Source organism: Nonomuraea sp. NPDC001831, from assembly GCF_042892035.1.
Lineage (GTDB): Bacteria > Actinomycetota > Actinomycetes > Streptosporangiales > Streptosporangiaceae > Nonomuraea.
This window is the reverse complement of the sequence record NZ_JBIATU010000001.1, coordinates 886,088-903,891: the sequence shown is the minus strand read 5'-3', so window position 1 is coordinate 903,891 and position 17,804 is coordinate 886,088. Positions and strand designations below refer to the sequence as shown.

The 17,804-nt window shown below is 74.2% G+C and carries 19 protein-coding genes; 10 read left to right on the top strand and 9 right to left on the bottom strand.

What is annotated here, in order from left to right:
* The first annotated feature begins 130 nt into the window (after positions 1-130).
* Positions 131-451: a GYD domain-containing protein gene (locus ACFYYW_RS03890; RefSeq protein ID WP_364413252.1), complete on the top strand. Its 321-nt coding sequence runs from the start codon at positions 131-133 to the stop codon at positions 449-451.
* Between the two features lie 155 nt (positions 452-606).
* Here ACFYYW_RS03890 and ACFYYW_RS03885 read toward each other — a convergent pair whose 3' ends face one another.
* From ACFYYW_RS03885 to pdhA, 4 genes are all read right to left on the bottom strand, one after another.
* A complete protein-coding gene (locus ACFYYW_RS03885) occupies positions 607-948 on the bottom strand; it encodes a MazG-like family protein (protein WP_387644755.1) in 342 nt (113 codons plus the stop codon).
* A gap of 202 nt (positions 949-1,150) precedes the next feature.
* Entirely contained in the window at positions 1,151-2,698 is a 1,548-nt protein-coding gene (locus ACFYYW_RS03880) for a dihydrolipoamide acetyltransferase family protein (RefSeq protein ID WP_387644752.1), read from the bottom strand.
* Positions 2,695-3,714 carry an alpha-ketoacid dehydrogenase subunit beta gene (locus ACFYYW_RS03875; RefSeq protein WP_364413454.1) on the bottom strand — a complete coding sequence of 340 codons (1,020 nt, stop codon included), beginning with the start codon at positions 3,712-3,714 and terminating at the stop codon, positions 2,695-2,697. The genes ACFYYW_RS03880 and ACFYYW_RS03875 overlap by 4 nt, the downstream gene beginning before the upstream one ends.
* Before the next feature lies 1 nt (position 3,715).
* Complete coding sequence (pdhA, locus tag ACFYYW_RS03870; protein ID WP_387644749.1) at positions 3,716-4,822, bottom strand: pyruvate dehydrogenase (acetyl-transferring) E1 component subunit alpha; 1,107 nt, start codon at positions 4,820-4,822, stop codon at positions 3,716-3,718.
* A 121-nt stretch (positions 4,823-4,943) separates the two neighbouring features.
* Here pdhA and ACFYYW_RS03865 point away from each other — a divergent pair, with 121 nt between their 5' ends.
* Positions 4,944-5,453: an Lrp/AsnC family transcriptional regulator gene (locus tag ACFYYW_RS03865; RefSeq protein WP_352324192.1), complete on the top strand. Its 510-nt coding sequence runs from the start codon at positions 4,944-4,946 to the stop codon at positions 5,451-5,453.
* 18 nt (positions 5,454-5,471) lie between these two features.
* Here the strand turns inward: ACFYYW_RS03865 and ACFYYW_RS03860 are convergent, their stop codons facing one another.
* Both ACFYYW_RS03860 and paaZ read right to left on the bottom strand, forming a co-directional pair.
* The gene (locus ACFYYW_RS03860) at positions 5,472-6,263 is read right to left on the bottom strand and encodes an enoyl-CoA hydratase/isomerase family protein (protein ID WP_387644747.1); all 792 of its coding nucleotides are present in this window, start codon (positions 6,261-6,263) and stop codon (positions 5,472-5,474) included.
* Between the two features lies 1 nt (position 6,264).
* Positions 6,265-8,304: a phenylacetic acid degradation bifunctional protein PaaZ gene (paaZ, locus tag ACFYYW_RS03855; protein WP_387644745.1), complete on the bottom strand. Its 2,040-nt coding sequence runs from the start codon at positions 8,302-8,304 to the stop codon at positions 6,265-6,267.
* 91 nt (positions 8,305-8,395) lie between these two features.
* Between paaZ and paaA the strand changes: the two genes are divergently transcribed.
* From paaA to ACFYYW_RS03820, 7 genes are read left to right on the top strand one after another with little or no spacing between them, the layout of a single operon-like run.
* Complete coding sequence (paaA, locus tag ACFYYW_RS03850) at positions 8,396-9,361, top strand: 1,2-phenylacetyl-CoA epoxidase subunit PaaA (protein ID WP_352324189.1); 966 nt, start codon at positions 8,396-8,398, stop codon at positions 9,359-9,361.
* Positions 9,358-9,651 (top strand): 1,2-phenylacetyl-CoA epoxidase subunit PaaB, encoded by a 294-nt coding sequence (gene paaB / locus ACFYYW_RS03845; RefSeq protein WP_352324188.1) that lies wholly within the window; start codon positions 9,358-9,360, stop codon positions 9,649-9,651. Before paaA ends, paaB begins: the two co-directional genes overlap by 4 nt.
* Positions 9,652-9,664: 13 nt before the next feature.
* A complete protein-coding gene (gene paaC / locus ACFYYW_RS03840; RefSeq protein ID WP_387644741.1) occupies positions 9,665-10,570 on the top strand; it encodes a 1,2-phenylacetyl-CoA epoxidase subunit PaaC in 906 nt (301 codons plus the stop codon).
* Complete coding sequence (gene paaD, locus ACFYYW_RS03835) at positions 10,567-11,109, top strand: 1,2-phenylacetyl-CoA epoxidase subunit PaaD (protein ID WP_387644739.1); 543 nt, start codon at positions 10,567-10,569, stop codon at positions 11,107-11,109. Before paaC ends, paaD begins: the two co-directional genes overlap by 4 nt.
* Position 11,110: 1 nt before the next feature.
* Positions 11,111-12,196 (top strand): 1,2-phenylacetyl-CoA epoxidase subunit PaaE, encoded by a 1,086-nt coding sequence (gene paaE, locus ACFYYW_RS03830; RefSeq protein WP_387644736.1) that lies wholly within the window; start codon positions 11,111-11,113, stop codon positions 12,194-12,196.
* 57 nt (positions 12,197-12,253) lie between these two features.
* Positions 12,254-12,994, top strand: a complete 741-nt coding sequence (locus ACFYYW_RS03825) for an enoyl-CoA hydratase/isomerase family protein (protein ID WP_364389634.1) — start codon at positions 12,254-12,256, stop codon at positions 12,992-12,994.
* A complete protein-coding gene (locus ACFYYW_RS03820; protein ID WP_387644733.1) occupies positions 12,991-13,845 on the top strand; it encodes a 3-hydroxyacyl-CoA dehydrogenase family protein in 855 nt (284 codons plus the stop codon). The genes ACFYYW_RS03825 and ACFYYW_RS03820 overlap by 4 nt, the downstream gene beginning before the upstream one ends.
* Here ACFYYW_RS03820 and ACFYYW_RS03815 read toward each other — a convergent pair.
* Positions 13,833-14,477 carry a TetR/AcrR family transcriptional regulator gene (locus ACFYYW_RS03815; RefSeq protein WP_352329965.1) on the bottom strand — a complete coding sequence of 215 codons (645 nt, stop codon included), beginning with the start codon at positions 14,475-14,477 and terminating at the stop codon, positions 13,833-13,835. The genes ACFYYW_RS03820 and ACFYYW_RS03815 overlap by 13 nt on opposite strands.
* A 122-nt stretch (positions 14,478-14,599) precedes the next feature.
* Between ACFYYW_RS03815 and ACFYYW_RS03810 the strand changes: the two genes are divergently transcribed.
* Positions 14,600-15,442 carry a PHP domain-containing protein gene (locus tag ACFYYW_RS03810; protein ID WP_364413242.1) on the top strand — a complete coding sequence of 281 codons (843 nt, stop codon included), beginning with the start codon at positions 14,600-14,602 and terminating at the stop codon, positions 15,440-15,442.
* Positions 15,443-15,458: 16 nt separating this feature from the next.
* Here the strand turns inward: ACFYYW_RS03810 and ACFYYW_RS03805 are convergent, their stop codons facing one another.
* Positions 15,459-16,181, bottom strand: coding sequence for a tyrosine-protein phosphatase (locus tag ACFYYW_RS03805; RefSeq protein ID WP_352329962.1), 723 nt, complete (start codon positions 16,179-16,181; stop codon positions 15,459-15,461).
* Positions 16,178-17,800, bottom strand: a complete 1,623-nt coding sequence (locus ACFYYW_RS03800; protein WP_387644729.1) for a beta-N-acetylhexosaminidase — start codon at positions 17,798-17,800, stop codon at positions 16,178-16,180. The genes ACFYYW_RS03805 and ACFYYW_RS03800 overlap by 4 nt, the downstream gene beginning before the upstream one ends.
* Positions 17,801-17,804: the final 4 nt, after the last annotated feature.

Sequence of the window (17,804 nt, the reverse complement as noted above, 5' to 3'; positions counted from 1 at the left end):
CGTCGAGAGCCGCAGGGGAAACCCAGCACCACCGGTGGGATTACCTTCATCGGACGCCGAGAATTCCGACCTCGTGACCCGCGACAGCCGCCTCGCATCCGGGTGGCGGCACGAGGAGAGGAACTCGACGATGCCCAAGTATCTGATTCAGTCCACGTACACCGCAGACGGCATCCGCGGGGTGCTCCGAGACGGCGGCACCGGACGCCGGCAAGCGGTGGATCGCCTGGTGGAGAGCCTGGGCGGGCGGGTCGAGCAGATGTACTTCGCGTTCGGCGAGACGGACACGTTCGTGGTCGTCGACCTGCCGAGCAATGCGGCGTCGGCTGCGCTGGGGATGGCGGTGTCGGCGTCCGGGGCGGTGCGGACGACGACGGTCGCCCTGCTGACGGCGGAGGAGGTCGACGAAGCCACGCGGATGGAGGTGGCCTACCGGGCTCCTGGCGCGTGACGACCAGGCGCGGACGCAGGCCCGACGCCTCGGCTCGCGGGATCTCGGCGAAGGCGGCCGGACTCCGCTCCGTCGGGTACGGAGGTGAGGAGCGATCCGCTGCGCAGTGCGCGGCGAGCGCCGCAGCGGCGGCTCGTACGGATTGCCCGGAAAGGTCAGGCGCCCTTGGCCTCCAGCGCTGAGACGCGGTCGGCGATCTTCCTCAGCTTGGCCTCGAACACAGCCCGCGGGTCGTCGGCGACGGAGGCGAGCGCCACCATTGCCGTCACGATCACGTCGCACAACTCGTCGGCGAGGTCCTGGCGGGTGTGGGAGGCGGGCTTGCGGGGGTTCTGGCCGAGTTCGCCGATGCGGGCCTCGACCGCCTCGCCGAACTCCTCGCCGATCTTCATGACGCGCAGGGTGAGTTCGTGCGGGTCCCGGCCGTTGTTGCGGTCCAGCCACGCCACCAGCTCGCTGATCGTGGACCACACGTCTGTCGAGGTGGGATCGGGCATCGGGGTCCTCCTCCATGCCGGTGTCGGGCGTCGACGCCGGGTGTCCGCCTCACGGACGGGCAGCGTTCGATGGATTCAGGGTGTTGCGCTCAGGCCGTCCAGCGCAATGACCGACAGGCCCGTCGCGGGCAACGAGGGTGAGCCCGAGGGGCGCGGCCCTCGGGCTCACCGGGTGACGTTCGCCGGCGTGGGGAGCGTGCTGCTAGACGTGGGCGAGCAGCACGGCGGGGTTCTCCACGCAGTCGGCGACGAAGCGGAGGAAGCCGCCCGCGGCGCCGCCGTCGCAGACGCGATGGTCGAAGCTGAAGGACAGCTGGGTGATCTTGCGGGGCACCACCGCGCCGTCGTGCACCCAAGGACGGTCGATGACGCGGCCGACCCCCAGGAGCGCCGCCTCCGGGTGGTTGATGATGGGGGTGGAGCCGTCCACGCCGAAGACGCCGTAGTTGTTGAGGGTGAACGTGCCGCCCGTCAGCGCGGACGGGGGCAGGCTGCCCGAGCGGGCCAGCGCGGTCAGGCGGGTCAGCTCGGCGGCCAGGCCGGCGGTGGTCATGAGGTGCGCGTCGCGGACCACCGGCACGACGAGGCCGCGTTCGGTCTGGGCGGCGAAGCCCAGGTTGATGTGGCCGTGGCGGACGATCTCGGCCCGGTCGGTGTCGACCGAGGAGTTCAGCTCGGGGAAACGGAGCAGGCCGGCCACGCAGGCGCGGGCCAGGAGCGCCAGCAGGCCGATGCCCAGGTCCGGGCTGGTCCGCCGGAGGGTGTCGCGGACGGCGAGCAGGTCGGTGGCGTCCACGTCCACCCAGGTGGTGGCGTCGGGGATCTCGGTGCGGCTGCGGGTCAGCTTGTCGGCCACCGTGCGGCGCAGACCGCGCAGGGGGATGCGCTCCGCCACCAGGGTCACCGGAGACACCGGGGCCGCCAGAGGCTCGGGGGCCGCCAGAGGCTCGGGGGCCGCCGGGGCCGCGGCCTTGTCCGCGGAGGGGGCGTCAAGGCTCGCGCCGGCGTTGGCGATGGCGTGTTCGACGTCCCGGCGGAGGATGACCCCGTGCGGTCCGCTGGGGAGGACGGCGGCGAGGTCGACGCCGTGCTCGCGCGCCATCCGCCGCACCAGCGGCGAGATCACGCGAGGCGCGCGCTCCGGCCCGCCGGGGGACGAAGGAGCAGGCTCAGACCCGGACGCGCGCCCAGGCGCGATCGCGGCCCCCGACGCCGATCCCCGCGCGGGTGCCGGCCCAGGTCCCGCTGCCACCCCCGAAGCAGGTGCCGGAACGGAACCGGGTGCCGGCGCAGGTCCCGAAGCAGATGCCGGAACAGAACCCGGTGCCGGCGCAGGTCCCGGTCCCGCAGCGGGGGTCGCGGGGGAAACGGTGGGCTTGGGGGTGCGGGGGCGGCGGCGGCTCTTGTGGGGGACGCCGGTGGTGCCGTAGCCGATCAGGACGTTGCCCGAGCCCGCGCGTTCCTCCTCCCGGTACCGCGCCGCCGCCGGGTCCTCCTGCGAGCCCCCGACCTCGATGAGCGGCTCCCCCACCGCCACGACCGCGCCCGCCTCGGCGTGCAGCCGCAGCACGGTCCCCGCGTACGGCACGGGCACCTCCACCGCCGCCTTCGCGGTCTCCACCTCCACCACGATCTGGTCGATCTCCACCGTGTCCCCCACGGCCACCTTCCACTCGACGATCTCGGCCTCGGTCAGGCCCTCGCCGAGGTCCGGCAGCCGGAACACCTGCCGCGCGGCGGTCGCCGTCATGACGCCTCCCGGGTGAGGTGCAGCACGTCGGGCCGGTCGTCGAACTGGAGGCGGTCCACGGCGTCGAGGACGCGGTCGACGTCCGGGAGGTGGGAGTGCTCGAGTATGGGCGGCGGGTACGGGATGTCGAACCCGGTGACGCGCAGCACCGGCGCGGCCAGCGAGTGGAAGCACCGCTCCTGCACGCGGGCGGCGATCTCGGCCCCCACCCCGGCGAACCCCTGGGCCTCCTGGATCACCACGCAGCGCCCCGTTTTGCGCACCGACGCCACCACGGTCTCGTCGTCGAACGGGACGATCGTCCGCAGGTCGACCACCTCCAGCGAGAGCCCGTCGCGGGCGGCGGCCTCGGCGGCCTGGAGCGCGACGGGCACGCTGGGCCCGTAGGCGACGAGCGTGGCGTCGCGGCCCTCCCGGCGGACGGCGGCCCGGCCGAACCCGGCGGCGCCGCGGTCGGCGACGGAGGTCTCCTCCTTCGACCAGTACAGCCGCTTGGGCTCCATGAAGATCACCGGGTCGGGGTCGGCGACGGCGTCGCGCAGCAGCCAGTAGGCGTCGTCGGCCGTCGCGGGCGTCACGACCTTGAGCCCCGGCGTGTGGGCGTAGTACGCCTCGCTGGAGTCGCAGTGGTGCTCGACGCCGCCGATGCCGCCCGCGTACGGGATCCGGATCACGATCGGCAGCGACAGCCGCCCGCGGGTGCGGTTGCGCAGCTTGGCCACGTGTGAGGCGATCTGCTCGAAGGCCGGGTAGGCGAAGGCGTCGAACTGCATCTCGATCACCGGGCGGAAGCCGCCCATGGCCAGGCCCACGGCCAGGCCCACGATCCCCGCCTCGGCCAGCGGCGTGTCGAAGCAGCGCTCCTCGCCGAACTCCTTGGTGAGCCCGTCGGTGACGCGGAAGACGCCGCCGAGCGGGCCGACGTCCTCGCCGAAGACGAGGACGCGCTCGTCCTCGCGCAGCGCGTCCCGCAGCGCCGCGTTCAACGCCTGGGCCATGGTCATCTTCGCGGTCATGTCAGTCCTCCCGCGCGGTCAGCTCGGACGCCAGCAGGGCCCGCTGCTCGTGCAGCTGGGGCGTCGGCTCGGCGAAGACGTGGTCGAACAGCTCGAAGGGGTCGGCCTCGGGGTCGGCGTTCATCGCCTCGCGCAGGCGCGCGGCGTACTCCTCGGCGGCCTGGTGTGCGGCGGCGGCGTCCTCGTCGCCGAGCAGGCCGCGCCCGCGCAGGTAGGCCTCCAGCCGGGCCAGCGGGTCGGCCGACTCCCACTGCTCGACCTCCTGGCTCTCCCGGTAGCGGGTGGGGTCGTCGGCGTTGGTGTGGGGGTCCATGCGGTAGGTGTGCGCCTCGACGAGGAACGGGCCGCCGCCGGTCCTGGCGTGCGTCACGGCGGCGGTCAGGACCGACAGGACGGCGACGAGGTCGTTGCCGTCCACCTGCTCGGAGGGGATGCCGTAGCCGATGCCCTTGTAGGCCAGCGCCGGGGCCGCGCTCTGCTTGGCCAGCGGCACGGAGATGGCGTACTTGTTGTTCTGGACGAGGAACACGACGGGTGCGCGCAGCACCGCGGCGTAGTTGAGCGCCTCGTGGAAGTCGCCCTCGCTGGTGCCGCCGTCGCCGATGAAGGCCATGACGACGCCGTCCTCGCCCTTGCGGCGCATGGCCTCGGCCATGCCGACGGCGTGGATCGTCTGGGTGGCCAGCGGCGTGCACTGGGGGGCGACGCGCGTGGCGGCGGGGTCGTAACCGCAGTGCCAGCCGCCGCGCAGCAGGGTGAGCACCTCGACCGGGTCGAGGCCGCGGGAGACGAGCGCGACCGAGTCGCGGTAGGTGGGGAACAGCCAGTCGTCCTCGCGCAGCGCGAGCACGCCGGCGATCTGGCAGGCCTCCTGGCCGCGGCTGGAGGGGTAGACGGCCAGCCGGCCCTGCTTGGTCAGCGCGGTCGCCTGGCGGTCGAAGCGGCGGCCCAGGACCATCCGCCGGTACGCCTCCACCAGGTGCTCCCCTGCGGGCTCTGCGTACCCGGCGGGCGGCTCGACGGCGGTGCCGTCCTCGGCGACGAAGCGCACCGGCTCTGGTGAGGGCAGCAGGCCGTCGACCGTCTGGGGACTCCTCCTCACGGACATGGCGGACGCTCACTTTCTCTGGACGTTTGTGAGGGAAAGCGTCCGCTTCCGGGGCCATCCGTTCAAGACATCAGGCATGATGAGCGACAAACGGCTTCATATGGGACTAATGGAGGGCCAATTGTCAGCCAACGAGGGCGTCGAAGGCGGCTGGCCGGGACGTTCGGCCGCAAACCTGGACGGAGTGGACCGGGCGATCATCGCCGAGCTGCTGCGCGACGGCCGCATGTCGATGCGCACCCTGGCCGAACGCGTGCACGTCTCACGCGCCAACGTCTACGCCCGGCTCACCCGGCTGATGGACGACGGCGTGATCACCGGCTTCACCGCCGAGCTGGCGCCGCACCGGGCGGGCCTGGGCACCAGCGCGTACGTGTCGGTGACGATCGAGCAGAACTCCTGGCGCCAGGTCACGGCACGGCTGCGCGAGACGCCGTACGTCGAGCACTTCGCCATGGTCGGCGGCGACTACGACGTCCTGGTGCTGGTCAGGACGCCGGACAACGCCGCGCTGCGGCACGTCGTGCTGGAACGCATCCAGGACATCCCCGGGGTGCGGGCCACCCGGACCTGGCTGGTGTTCGAGGAGGCCCGCGGCCGGGGCGCGGACTGGGGGGCCCACGAGAGCTGAGCCCCCTCAGGTCTTCGTTCAGCGCCCTCCGAAGGTCGGTCTGCGCTTGGCGAGGAACGCCTCCACCGCGCCCGCGTGGTCGGCGGTCAGGCCGAGGCGGGCCTGCGCACGGGCCTCCTCGGCGAGCACCGCACCGAGGCCCTGCTCCCACCCCTGCGCGATGAGCCGCTTGGACTCGGCGTAGGCCGCGGTCGGCCCGGCCGCCAGCCGGGCGGCCAGCTCGCGTCCGGCCATGCACACCTCGGCCCCGGGCACCACCCGTCCCGACACGCCCCACGCGACCGCCTGCGCGGCGCCGAACGGCTCGCCGAGCAGCACCAGCTCCTTGGCCCTGGCCTCGCCGACCGCCCGCGTCAGGGTCGCCGACAGGCCGGAGTCGCAGGTGAGCCCGATCCCCGTGAACGCCGTGGCCAGCTTGGCGTCCTCGGCCAGGACGCGCAGGTCGCAGGCGAGCGCGAAAGCCAGCCCCGCGCCGACGCAGGCGCCGTTGACGGCGGCCACGACCGGCTTGGGCATCGTGGCCAGGAGCCGGACGACCGGCGCGTAGTCCGCCTCGACCGTGTCGAAGGCGTGGCCGGGGTCGGCGCGCAGGGCCTCGGCGTGCTCGGCGAGGTCCTGGCCGACGCAGAACGCGCGGCCCGCGCCGGTCAGCAGCACGGCCCTGACCGAGTCGTCGGCGGCGGCCTCCTCCAGCGCCCGGCGCAGCGCCTGCTTGAGCCCGTCGTTCAGCGCGTTGCGGTGGTCGGGACGGTTGAGCGTCACGACGGCCACGGCGCCGTCGCGTTCGAGCAGAACGGGAGTGTCGTCCACGTCAGCCCTCCGGCCAGGTCTTGGCCACGAGGGTCAGCACGTCGTACGTGGCGACCGGGACGCCGTCCTGGTTGGTCACGGTGGCGTCCCAGCGCACCTCGCCGTAGTCGGCGCCGCTGCGCGGCGTGATCTGCTTGACGGTCAGCGCGACGGCGATGGCGTCGCCGGCCTTGACCGGGGTGAGGAAGCGCAGCCCGTCGACGCCGAAGTTGGCCAGCACCGGGCCGGGCGCCGGGTCCACGAACAGCCCGGCGGCCAGGGAGACCACCAGGTAGCCGTGCGCGACGATGCCGCCGAACAGCGGGTTGCGGGCGGCGGCCGCGGGGTCGGTGTGGGCGTAGAAGGTGTCGCCGGTGAACTCGGCGAAGTGCTCGATGTCGGCGAGCGAGACCGTGCGCGGCGCGGAGGCGATCGTGTCGCCCACCCGCAGCTCGGCCAGCGACTTGCGGAAGGGGTGGACGCCGGACTCGGCGCGCGCCGAGCCGGTCGTCCAGCGGCCGGTGATCGCGGTGAGCTGGTCCGGCGAGCCCTGGACGGCGGTGCGCTGCATGTGGTGCAGGACGCCGCGCACGCCGCCCAGCTCCTCGCCGCCGCCGGCCCGCCCGGGGCCGCCGTGGACGAGGACCGGCAGCGGCGAGCCGTGCCCGGTGGACTCCTTGGCGTCGTCGCGGTCGAGGACCAGGACCCGGCCGTGCCAGGGCGCGAGCCCGAGCACGACGGACCGCGCGACCTGCGGGTCGTGGGTGGCGACGGAGGCGACCAGGCTGCCCTTGCCGCGCGCGGCCAGGGCGACCGCCTCCTCGACGCCGTCGTAGGCGAGCACGGTCGCGACCGGCCCGAACGGCTCCACGTCGTGCGGCTCGGCGGCGCCGGGGCGGGCGCGCAGCAGCAGCGGGGTCATGAACGCGCCGAGCTCGGGGTCGCCCTCCAGCAGGGACGCGCCGCGCGGGTCGCCGTGGACGATCTCCGCGCCGGCCAGCAGCGCCTCGACCGCCTTGCGCACCTCGTCCCGCTGGCCCAGGCTGGCCAGCGGGCCCATGCGCACGTCGGGGTTGCGCGGGTCGCCGACGGTGATCGACGACAGGCGCGCGGCCAGCGCCTCGGTCACCTGGTCCGCCAGGTTCGCCGGCACGAGCACGCGGCGGATGGCCGTGCACTTCTGGCCCGCCTTGACCGTCATCTCGGTGACGACGCCCTTGACGAACAGGTCGAACTCCGGATCGTCCGGGCGCACGTCGGGGCCGAGGATCGAGCAGTTGAGCGAGTCGGCCTCGACGCCGAGGACGACGCCGCCGTCGAGCACGTTCGGGTGGCGGCGCAGGATGCCCGCGGTGTGGGCCGAGCCGGTGAAGGCGACGGAGTCCTGGACGGTCAGCTCGTCGAGCAGCCCGGCGGGGCTGCCGGCCAGGAGCTGGAGCGTCCCCTCCGGCAGGATGCCGGACTCGATGATCTGCCGGACGGCCAGCTCGGTGAGGTAGGCGGTCTGGGCGGCGGGCTTGACGATCGAGGGCAGCCCGGCGAGGAAGGCCGGGGCCAGCTTCTCCAGCATGCCCCAGACGGGGAAGTTGAAGGCGTTGATCTGCACCGCGACGCCCGGCCGCGAGGTGTAGAGGTGCTGACCGGCGAAGGTGCCGCCCTTGCCCAGGCGCTCCAGGCCGCCGTCGAGGAAGACGGTGTCGTTGGGCAGCTCGCGCACGCCCTTGCTCGCGTAGCTGAACAGGGTGCCGATGCCGCCGTCGACGTCGACCATGGTGTCGCGGGCGGTGGCGCCGGTGCGCGTGGACAGGGCGTACAGCGCGTCCTTGCGTTCGATCAGGTGCTTGGCCAGCGCCTTGAGCAGGGCGGCCCGCTCGTGGAAGGTCAGGGCCCGCAGCGCCGGGCCGCCGGTGTCCCTGGCGTGCCTGACCATGGCGGCGACGTCCAGCCCCCGGCTGGAGATCCGCGCGACCTCCTCGCCGGTCGCGGCGTCGAGCAAGGGTTCCCCGTCGTCCGACGCGCGGAACCATCGTCCGGCGGCGTAGCTCTCCAGCAGCGCGCTCACGCTGTCTCCTCTCTTGCGCGGAAGCCCCGACTCATGCAACCGTATTACTGACCGAGCGATAAGTAAATAAGACCGATGTCTCGGAGGGACGATGACCACCACGCCGGCGGAGCCGGACCTGGAGGAGCGGCTGCAGTCCGCCTTCGACGCGACCATCGCGGGTCACGACCGGATCGAGCCCCGCGACTGGATGCCGGAGGCGTACCGCAGGACGCTCGTCCGCCAGATCGCCCAGCACGCGCACTCCGAGATCATCGGCATGCAGCCGGAGGGCGAGTGGATCGGGCGTGCCCCGTCGCTGCGCCGCAAGGCGATCCTGCTGGCCAAGGTGCAGGACGAAGCCGGGCACGGCCTCTATTTGTACTCCGCGTGCGAGACGTTGGGCGTCTCCCGCGCCGAGCTGACCGAACTCCTTCTGGCCGGGAAGCAGAAATACTCCTCGATCTTCAACTACCCGACGCTGTCCTACGCCGACGTCGGCACCATCGGCTGGCTCGTGGACGGCGCCGCGATCTGCAACCAGGTGCCGCTGTGCCGCACCTCCTACGGCCCGTACGGCCGCGCCATGATCCGCATCTGCAAGGAGGAGTCCTTCCACCAGCGGCAGGGCTACGAGCTGCTGATGACGATGATGCGCGGCACGCAGGCCCAGCGGGAGATGGTCCAGGACTCGGTCAACCGGTTCTGGTGGCCCTCCCTCATGATGTTCGGCCCGCCCGACGACCGCTCCCCCAACAGCGAGCGCTCGATGGCCTGGGGCATCAAGCGCAACTCCAACGACGAGCTGCGCCAGAAGTTCGTCGACATGACGGTCCCGCAGGCCAAGGCGCTCGGCGTCACGCTGCCCGACCCCGACCTGCGCTGGAACGAGGAGCGCGGGCACCACGACTTCGGGCAGCCGGACTGGTCGGAGCTGGCCGCGGTCATCCGCGGCGACGGGCCGTGCAACGCCCAGCGGATGCGCCACCGCCGCGCCGCCCACGAGGACGGCGCCTGGGTGCGCGAGGCCGCGTCGGCGTTCGCGAGCCGTACCGCGGCCGGGGCGGGCGCCCGATGAGCGCCGACCGGCGGGAGTGGCCGCTGTACGAGGTGTTCGTCCGGGTCAAGCGCGGGCTCAACCACGTGCACGTCGGCTCGCTGCACGCCCCCGACGACGCGATGGCCCTGCGGCACGCCCGCGACGTCTACACCCGGCGCAACGAGGGCGTGAGCATCTGGGTCGTGCGCTCCGACGCCATCACGGCCTCCAGCCCGGACGAGAAGGACCCGCTGTTCGCGCCGAGCGGCGACAAGGTCTACCGGCACCCGACGTTCTACGACATCCCGGGCGACGTCCCGCACATGTGAGAGGGGGTCCAGCGTGAGCGATGACCACGAGAGCATCTTCGACGGCCTGACCGGCGGGGACTCCGCGCAGTGGGCGTTCGGCACGGACTTCGAGGACCCGCTGGCGGGCGTGGACACCACCGTGCCCGACGGGGTCGGCCACGCCGAGCTGGCCGCGTACTGCCTCATGCTCGGCGACGACGCGCTGGTCATGTCGCAGCGGCTCACGGAGTGGTGCAGCCGCGCCCCCGACCTGGAGGAGGACATCGCGCTCGCCAACGTGGCCCTCGACCTGCTCGGGCAGGCCCGCCTGCTGCTGGCGCGGGCGGCGGCGGCCGATCCCGGCGTGGTGCCCGCGCTGCCCGAGGGCTCGCCGGTGCCGCCGGAGGACGCGCTGGCGTTCTTCCGCGACGCCGGGCAGTTCAGGAACGTGTGGCTGGCCGAGGTCGCGAACGGCGACTTCGCGCACGTCGTCGTGCGCCTGCTGCTGTTCTCCACGGCCCGGCTGGCGCTGCTGGAGCGGCTGTCGGCGAGCGCGGACACGGTGCTGGCCGCCGTCGCCGCCAAGGGCGTCAAGGAGGTCGCCTACCACCGCGACTGGGCCGGCCGCTGGTTCCTCACCCTGGCCCAGGGCACCGAGGAGTCGCGCCGCCGGCTCGACGCCGCGCTCGGCGAGCTGTGGCCGCTGCTGGCCGAGCTGGTCACCGCGCACCCCGTCGAGCGCGCGCTCGCCCGTTCGGGCGCCGCCGTCGAGGCCGACGCGCTGCGCGCCGACGTGGACGCCGTGCTCGACCAGGTGCTGACGGTGAGCGACGTCCCCCGCCCGCCCCTCGAAGGCAGGCTAGGCGGCGGCCGGGACGGCGTCCACACCCCGGCGCTGGCCGACCTGCTGGCCGACATGCAGTCGGTCGCCCGCGCCCACCCGGCAGGCCGCTGGTGAGCGCCGCCGAGCACGCCGGACCCGCGCCCGGGGACGCCCGTGAGCGCGCCATCCGGGCCGCGGAACGGGTGCGGGACCCGGAGATGCCGATGCTCACCCTGGCCGACCTCGGCGTGCTGCGCGGCGTCGAGCTGCGGCCCGGCCCGGACGGCGAGGTCGTGGTCGCCTCGATCACCCCGACGTACACCGGCTGCCCGGCCATGGCGACCATGCGCGACGACCTCGTCCACCGGCTGCGGGAGGCGGGTTTCCCGCGCGTCGAGGTGCGGGTCGTGCTCGACCCGCCGTGGTCGAGCGACTGGATCTCCGCGCGCGGCCGGGACGCCCTGCGGGCCGCCGGGCTGTCGGCGCCAGGACCGGCCCGGCGCACGTCCGGGCCGGTGCCGCTGACGCTCGGCCCGGCCAGGACCGCCCCGGCCTGCCCGCGCTGCGGCTCCCGGGCCACCCGGCTGACCTCCGAGTTCGGCGCCACCGCCTGCAAGGCGCTCTACGCCTGCGCCGACTGCCTGGAACCGTTCGAGCATGTCAAGGAGATATGAGATGACCACGCTCGCGCCCGCGCCGGCCCGGGCGCACGCCGCCTTCCACGAGCTGACCGTGGCGGCGGTCGACCACCTGTGCGAGGACGCCGCCGCGATCACCTTCGCCGTGCCCGGCGAGCTGCGCGAGGCGTACGCCTTCCGCGCGGGCCAGTCGCTCACCCTGCGCCGCTTCGTGGACGGGCGGGAGGAGCGGCGGTCGTACTCGATCTGCGCCCCGGCCGGGGACGCGCCGCGCATCGGCGTCCGCGAGATCCCGGACGGGCTCTTCTCCTCCTGGCTCGTCCGCGAGGTGCGGCCGGGCACGCGGATCGAGGTGCAGACCCCCACCGGCTCCTGGCAGGCCGACCCCGCCTCGGGCGAGCGGCATCTGTGCGTGGCCGCCGGGTCGGGCATCACCCCGATGATGTCGGTCGCCTCGACGGTGCTCACCCATCCCGGCGCGCGGGTGTCGCTGCTGTACGGCAACCGCAGCAGCCGCACCGTGATGTTCGCCGAGGAGCTCGGCGACCTGAAGAACCGGTACGGCCCGCGCTTCCAGCTGGTCCACGTGCTCTCCCGGGAGCCGCGCGACGTCGAGCTGTTCTCCGGCCGGCTGGACGGCGACCGGCTGCGGCGGCTGTTCACCGAGCTGGTGCCGATCGAGACGTTCGACCACGTCTGGCTGTGCGGGCCGCTGCGCATGGTCGAGGACGCCCGCCAGGTGCTCGCCGAGCTCGGCGTCCCGGCCGCGAAGGTGCACGTCGAGCTCTTCTACGTCGACGCTCCCCCGCCTCGGCCGAGGCGGCCCGAGGGCGTGCCGGCCGGCGCGACGACGGTGCTGACGACGGTGCTCGACGGAAGGCGCACGACCGCCACCGTCTCGCGCGAGTCCACCCTGCTCGACGGCGCCCAGCAGACCCGCTCGGACCTGCCGTTCGCCTGCCGGGGCGGGGTCTGCGGCACGTGCCGGGCGGTGGTCCGCGAGGGCGCGGCGGACATGCGCCGCAACTACGCGCTGGAACCGGCCGAGGTGGACGCCGGTTTCGTGCTCACCTGCCAGACGTTCCCGGCCGGCGACCGTGTCACCGTGGACTACGACGCCTGACCCCGACGCAGAGGAGTTTTCCGTGACGAAAGCCCGCGCTCCCCAGGCGGAGCGCCCATGACCCTCATCGTCGAGGAGGGCGCCGACCGGGTGGTGTGGCGGCTCAACCGGCCGCAGGTGCGCAACGCGATCGACCGGGAGCTGGTCGCCGCGCTGCACGAGGCGTGCGCCGCCGTCGAGGACGAGCCGCGCGTCGTGCTGCTCACCGGCGAGGGCACGACCTTCGCCGCCGGGGCGGACATCGCCCAGCTCCGCGACCGGGACCGGGGCGACGCGCTGCGCGGCATCAACTCCAGGATCTTCGATCGTATCCACCGGCTGCCGATGCCGACCATCGCCCTCGTGGACGGTTACGCCCTGGGCGGCGGGGCCGAGCTGGCCTACGCCTGCGACTTCCGGATCGGCACGCCGCGCACCCGGATCGGCAACCCGGAGACCGACCTCGGCATCCTGGCCGCCGCCGGAGCCGCCTGGCGGCTGGCCGAGCTGGTCGGGGAGCCGCTGGCCAAGGAGATCCTGCTCGCCGGCCGGGTGCTGACGGCCGAGGAGGCGCGGGCGGTGCACCTGCTCAACGACGTCGTCGAGCCGGAGGACCTGCTCGCCGCCGGTCACCGGCTCGCCGACCGCATCGCGGCGCGGGCGCCGCTGGCCACCCGGCTGACCAAGGCCGTCTTCCACGCCCCGCGCGCCGCGCACCCGTTCGTGGACGACCTGGCCCAGGCGGTCCTGTTCGAGACCGAGGAGAAGCACGCGCGCATGACGGCGTTCCTCGACCGGCGGAAGGAGCGGCGCTCATGACGTCGCCATCGACACTGCCCCAGATCGTCGGCGTCTTCGGCGGCGGGCGGATGGGATCGGGCATCGCGCACGCCTTCCTCGCCGCCGGCAGCCGGGTCGTCGTCGTGGAGAGCGACCCGCGGGCCGCCGCCCAGGCCCTGGAGCGGGTGACCGGCAGCCTGGCCAAGGCCGAGGAGAAGGGCAAGCTGGGCAGCCCGCTCAAGGACGTCCTGTCCCGGCTGCGCACGACTGCCGACCCCGCCGAGCTGGCCCCGTGCGAGCTGGTCGTGGAGGCGGTGCCGGAGGACGCGGCGCTCAAGGCCCAGGTGTTCGCCCTGGTCGAGCGGCAGGCGCCGGGCGCGGTGCTGGCCACGAACACCAGCAGCCTGTCGATCGGCGGGCTCGCGGCCGGCCTGGCCGCGCCGGAGCGCTTCATCGGGCTGCACTTCTTCAACCCCGTCCCGGTCAGCGACCTCATCGAGGTCGTCGTCGGCCCGCGGACGGACCCCGAGCTGGTCGAGCGGGCCCAGGAGTGGACGCGGGCGCTGGGCAGGACGCCGGTCACGGTGGCCGACTCGCCGGGCTTCGCCAGCAGCCGGCTCGGCGTCTGCCTGGCCCTGGAGGCGATGCGGATGCTGGAGGAGGGCGTGGCGAGCGCGGCCGACATCGACACGGCCATGACCCTCGGCTACCGCCACCCGACGGGCCCGCTGCGCACCACCGACGTGGTGGGCCTGGACGTGCGGCTCGCCATCGCCGAGCACCTGGCCCGCGAGCTCGGCCCCCGGTTCGAGCCGCCGCGGATCCTGCGCGACCTGGTGGCCGCCGGGCATCTCGGCCGCAAGACGGGCCAGGGCTTCTACACCTGGTGAGCGCCGGGCGCGTGCCCGGCCAGGCCGTCGAAGGCGATCGCGGTGACGGCGTCGGCGACCATGGCCCGGTCGTAGGCGCCGTCCGGGCGATACCACTCCACCAGCGAGTTGACCATGCCGAACAGCAGCCGGCTGACCAGCGCGGGCGGCACGTCGTCGCGCAGCGCGCCCTCGGCGACGGCGTCGGCGACCAGCGCGGCGAGGCGGTCGTCGAGCCAGCGGCGGCGTTCGAGCGCGGCCAGCTCGACCGGGCTGTTGCCGCGCACCCGCAGCAGGAGCGTGACGCTCGGCTGGTGGGCGACCAGCACCTCGACGCTGCGCCGCACGACCTCGCGCAGGCGTTCGTAGGCCGTGCGGCCGGCGGCGTCGCGGGTGGCGGCGGTCACGGCGGCGGTGAGCTCGTCGAGGGCGTCGTCGAGGGCCTGGCCGAGCAGCTGCTCCTTGCTCGTGACGTGGTGGTAGATGGCCGGCTTGGTCAGGCCGAGCTCCTTGGCCAGGTCGCCCATGCTGGTGGCGTCGTAGCCCCTGCGGTTGAACAGCTCCACCGCGGCGCGCAGGATCGCGGCCTGGTCGTAGCCGGGCCGGCCGCGCCCGCGGCGCGGGGCGGGCCCGGCGGGCTCGGTCGTCGTCACGGAAGCCAGCATCTCACGGCAGATCAGACCTCCTCCCCGGGGCGGCCGCACCCCCGGGACGCCGGGACGCTCGCGAGGTACAGTCGTGACGATCTTCTCCTACCCTCCGAGGAGTGAGCCCCGTGACGTTACCCGCCGACAGCCATGTGCACAGCGAATGGTCCTGGGACGCCCCGAAGGGCGACATGGAGCGTTCCTGCGCGCGGGCGGTGGAGCTCGGCCTGCCCGCCATCGCCTTCACCGAGCACGTCGACCACACGGTCTGGACGGTCGACCCCGGCGCCCTCGACGGCCACGACCACCTGCTCGCGCTGACGACGCCGGACGGCCACCTCCCTCCCCCGGCCTTCGACGCCGCCGGCTACCTGGAGGCGGTCGAGCGGTGCCGCGAACGGTTCCCGGAGCTGCGCATCCTGAGCGGCCTGGAGCTGGGCGAGCCCCACCGGCACGCCGGGGAGGTCGCCGGCGTGCTCGCCGCGGGGCGCTTCGACCGGGTGCTCGGCTCCCTGCACAGCCTGCCCGCCGGCGACGGGTTCTGCGAGCCGCCCGGCCTGTACGCCCGCCGCGCCGCCGCCGACGTCCTCCGGGACTACCTGGCCGAGATCCCCGAGCTGGTCGCGGGCAGCGACGTGTTCGCCGTGCTGGCCCACGTCGACTACCCGGTGCGTTACTGGCCGCGGGCGGCCGGGCCGTTCGACCCGGCCGACTTCGAGGAGGAGTTCCGGCACGCGCTGCGGGTGACCGCCGGGTCGGGCCGGGCGCTGGAGATCAACACGGTCCTGCCGCTGCACGCGACGCTGCTCGGGTGGTGGCGGGAGGAGGGCGGGCAGGCCGTGACGTTCGGCAGCGACGCCCACGAGCCGTCCGTCGTCGCGCGCCGGTTCCGGGAGGCGGCGGAGCTGGCCCGGGCGCACGGCTTCCGCCCGGGCCGGGACCCGTACGACTTCTGGGGCCGTACGGGTTGATCCCCCTCGCGTCCCCCTAGCGGTCCACCAGGCGGGCCCGGAGCAGGGCCAGGTCGTCCGGGGGCAGGCCGCCGGCCAGCAGGTACGCCTGCGCGCCGCCGTGCCGGTCGTCCAGGTGGGCCAGGGCGGCCAGCATGGTGTCCGCGGTGACCTCGGCGAACAGGCGCAGCGCCCTGGCCCGCCCCGCGTCGCCGTCCAGGGCGGCCAGGTGGTCGTCGAGGCGCAGGCAGACGGCCGTCATGGCGTAGTCGGCGGCGATCTCCTGCCGGGAGACGCCGGCCAGCGAGAGGGCCAGCGCGACCGCCAGCCCGGTCCTGTCCTTGCCGGAGTGGCAGTGCAGCAGGACGCCCCCGTCCGGCGCGTGGGCGACGGCCGACAGGACGGCGGCGAACCTGGCGGCGCCCCGGTCGAGGATGACCCGGTAGATGCCGGGCAGGGTGTCGTCCAGCGCCTCCAGGACGGTGTCCTCGTCCCGCAGCACGGGCAGGTGGCGGCGGCCCGGCACGTCGGGACCGGGGTCGGCCCGGCACTCGGCGGCCAGCCGGAGGTCGGCGACGAGCCGGATCCCGTGCGCCCGCAGCGCCGGGACGGCCGTGCTCCTCGGACGGTCGCCCCGCACCAGCGCGCCCCACCGGATGCGCCCGCCGTCCTCGGTGGGCAGCCCGCCGAGGTCGCGCACGTTCTCGCAGCCCGGCCAGCTCAGCACCCGGCCGCCCGACGGCGGCTCCAGGGGCCTCACGCGAGGTCCCGCAGGTTGCTGGTCCAGGCGTCGATGGTGGCCTGCCACTCCTTCGGGTCCTCCGGCCGCCCTGGCACGCCGGGCCTGGTCTGCCAGGGCAGCGGCCCCGACTCCGGCCGGTACTCCACCCCGATCGCCGCCAGCCGCGGCAGGTGACCCGCCAGCCGCGCGCGGAAGTCCGCCAGGTCGCGCCCGGGCGGCCCCCAGACGGTTTCGGCGAAGGCCGCCAGCCGGGGGAAGACCATGTAGTCCACCCGCCGGTTGGAGTCGATCAGCTCCGTCCAGACCCCGCACTGCGCGCCGAGCACCCGTTCCGCCGCCGGGTCGTCGCGCAGCTGCGCGGGCACGGGCTCGAAGGCGTAGACGTCCTCCAGGGCGAGCACGGTCCCGAACGGCACCGGCTCGTCCTCGCCGGGCCCCTGGCGGTAGTCGAAGTAGACCTGGGTGTTGGAGCAGTTGATGACGTCGTGCCCGCGCCGGGCGGCGGCCACCGCCCCGAGGTCGCCGCGCCAGGAGGCCACCACCGCCCCGGGGGCGAGGCCGCCTTCCAGGATCTCGTCCCAGCCGACCAGGCGGCGTCCCCGGGCGGTCAGGTAGTCGTCGAACTGGTGGATGAACCAGCTCTGCAGCTCCTCCTCGTCGCGCAGGCCCAGTTCCCTGATCCGGCGCTGCGCGGACGGGCTCTCCCGCCACTGCTCCTTGCGGCACTCGTCGCCGCCGACGCACACGTACGGGCTGGGGAACAGCTCCAGCACCTCGTCGAGCACGTTCTTGAAGAAGGCGATGGTGGCGTCCTCGGCGTTGAGCACGTTCCGGCCGACGCCCCAGGTCGTGCGGACCTCCAGCGGCGTGCCGAGGTTGCCCAGCTCCGGGTAGGCGGCGATGGCGGCCTGGGTGTGGCCGGGCAGGTCGATCTCGGGCACGACGGTGACGTGCCGGGCGGCGGCGTAGGCGACGATCTCCCTGAGGTCGTCCTGGGTGTAGTAGCCGCCGTGGGGGCGGCCGTCCATGGCGCCGTTCCAGCCGGTCTGGCTCTCCCGCCGCCACGCGCCGACCTCGGTCAGGCGGGGGTAGCGCCGGATCTCGACGCGCCAGCCCTGGTCGTCGGTCAGGTGCAGGTGCAGGACGTTGAGCTTGTGCAGGGCCATCAGGTCGATGAACCGCAGCAGGTCATGCTTGGTCATGAAATGCCGGGCGACGTCGAGGAGGCAGCCGCGCCAGCCGAAGCGCGGCTCGTCCTCGATGTGCGCGCCCGCCGCGACCAGGGGTTCGGCGGCCGGCGACCGGCGGTAGGCGGCGGCGGGCAGGAGCTGGCGGAAGGTCTGCGCGCCGTAGAAGGCCCCGGCGGGCCCGCCCGCGTCGATGGCGACGCCGTCGTCGCCCACGCTCAGCCGGTACGCCTCCGGGCCGAGGCCGTCGCCCAGCCCCAGGGTGATCGTCCCCGGGCCCGGCGTGCCGGGCAGCAGCTCACCTCCGGTGACCTGGCTGAGCTCGGCGCGCAGCCAGGCGGCCACCCCGGCGAGCGCCGGGTCGGCGGTGAGCGCCGTGCGCCCGTCGAGGACGAACCTCCCGCGCCTGGTCCCGTGGCTGACGGGCCTGGGAACGATCTTCAAGTGCATCTCC

Coding starts and splice junctions, on each gene's coding strand:
- ACFYYW_RS03885 (WP_387644755.1), bottom strand. CDS start 948: ATGCCCGATCCCACCTCGACAGACGTGTGGTCCACGATCAGCGAGCTG.
- paaB (WP_352324188.1), top strand. CDS start 9,358: ATGAGCGCCGACCGGCGGGAGTGGCCGCTGTACGAGGTGTTCGTCCGG.
- paaE (WP_387644736.1), top strand. CDS start 11,111: ATGACCACGCTCGCGCCCGCGCCGGCCCGGGCGCACGCCGCCTTCCAC.
- ACFYYW_RS03875 (WP_364413454.1), bottom strand. CDS start 3,714: ATGACCGCGAAGATGACCATGGCCCAGGCGTTGAACGCGGCGCTGCGG.
- ACFYYW_RS03825 (WP_364389634.1), top strand. CDS start 12,254: ATGACCCTCATCGTCGAGGAGGGCGCCGACCGGGTGGTGTGGCGGCTC.
- ACFYYW_RS03820 (WP_387644733.1), top strand. CDS start 12,991: ATGACGTCGCCATCGACACTGCCCCAGATCGTCGGCGTCTTCGGCGGC.
- pdhA (WP_387644749.1), bottom strand. CDS start 4,822: ATGTCCGTGAGGAGGAGTCCCCAGACGGTCGACGGCCTGCTGCCCTCA.
- paaA (WP_352324189.1), top strand. CDS start 8,396: ATGACCACCACGCCGGCGGAGCCGGACCTGGAGGAGCGGCTGCAGTCC.
- ACFYYW_RS03880 (WP_387644752.1), bottom strand. CDS start 2,698: ATGACGGCGACCGCCGCGCGGCAGGTGTTCCGGCTGCCGGACCTCGGC.
- ACFYYW_RS03890 (WP_364413252.1), top strand. CDS start 131: ATGCCCAAGTATCTGATTCAGTCCACGTACACCGCAGACGGCATCCGC.
- ACFYYW_RS03800 (WP_387644729.1), bottom strand. CDS start 17,800: ATGCACTTGAAGATCGTTCCCAGGCCCGTCAGCCACGGGACCAGGCGC.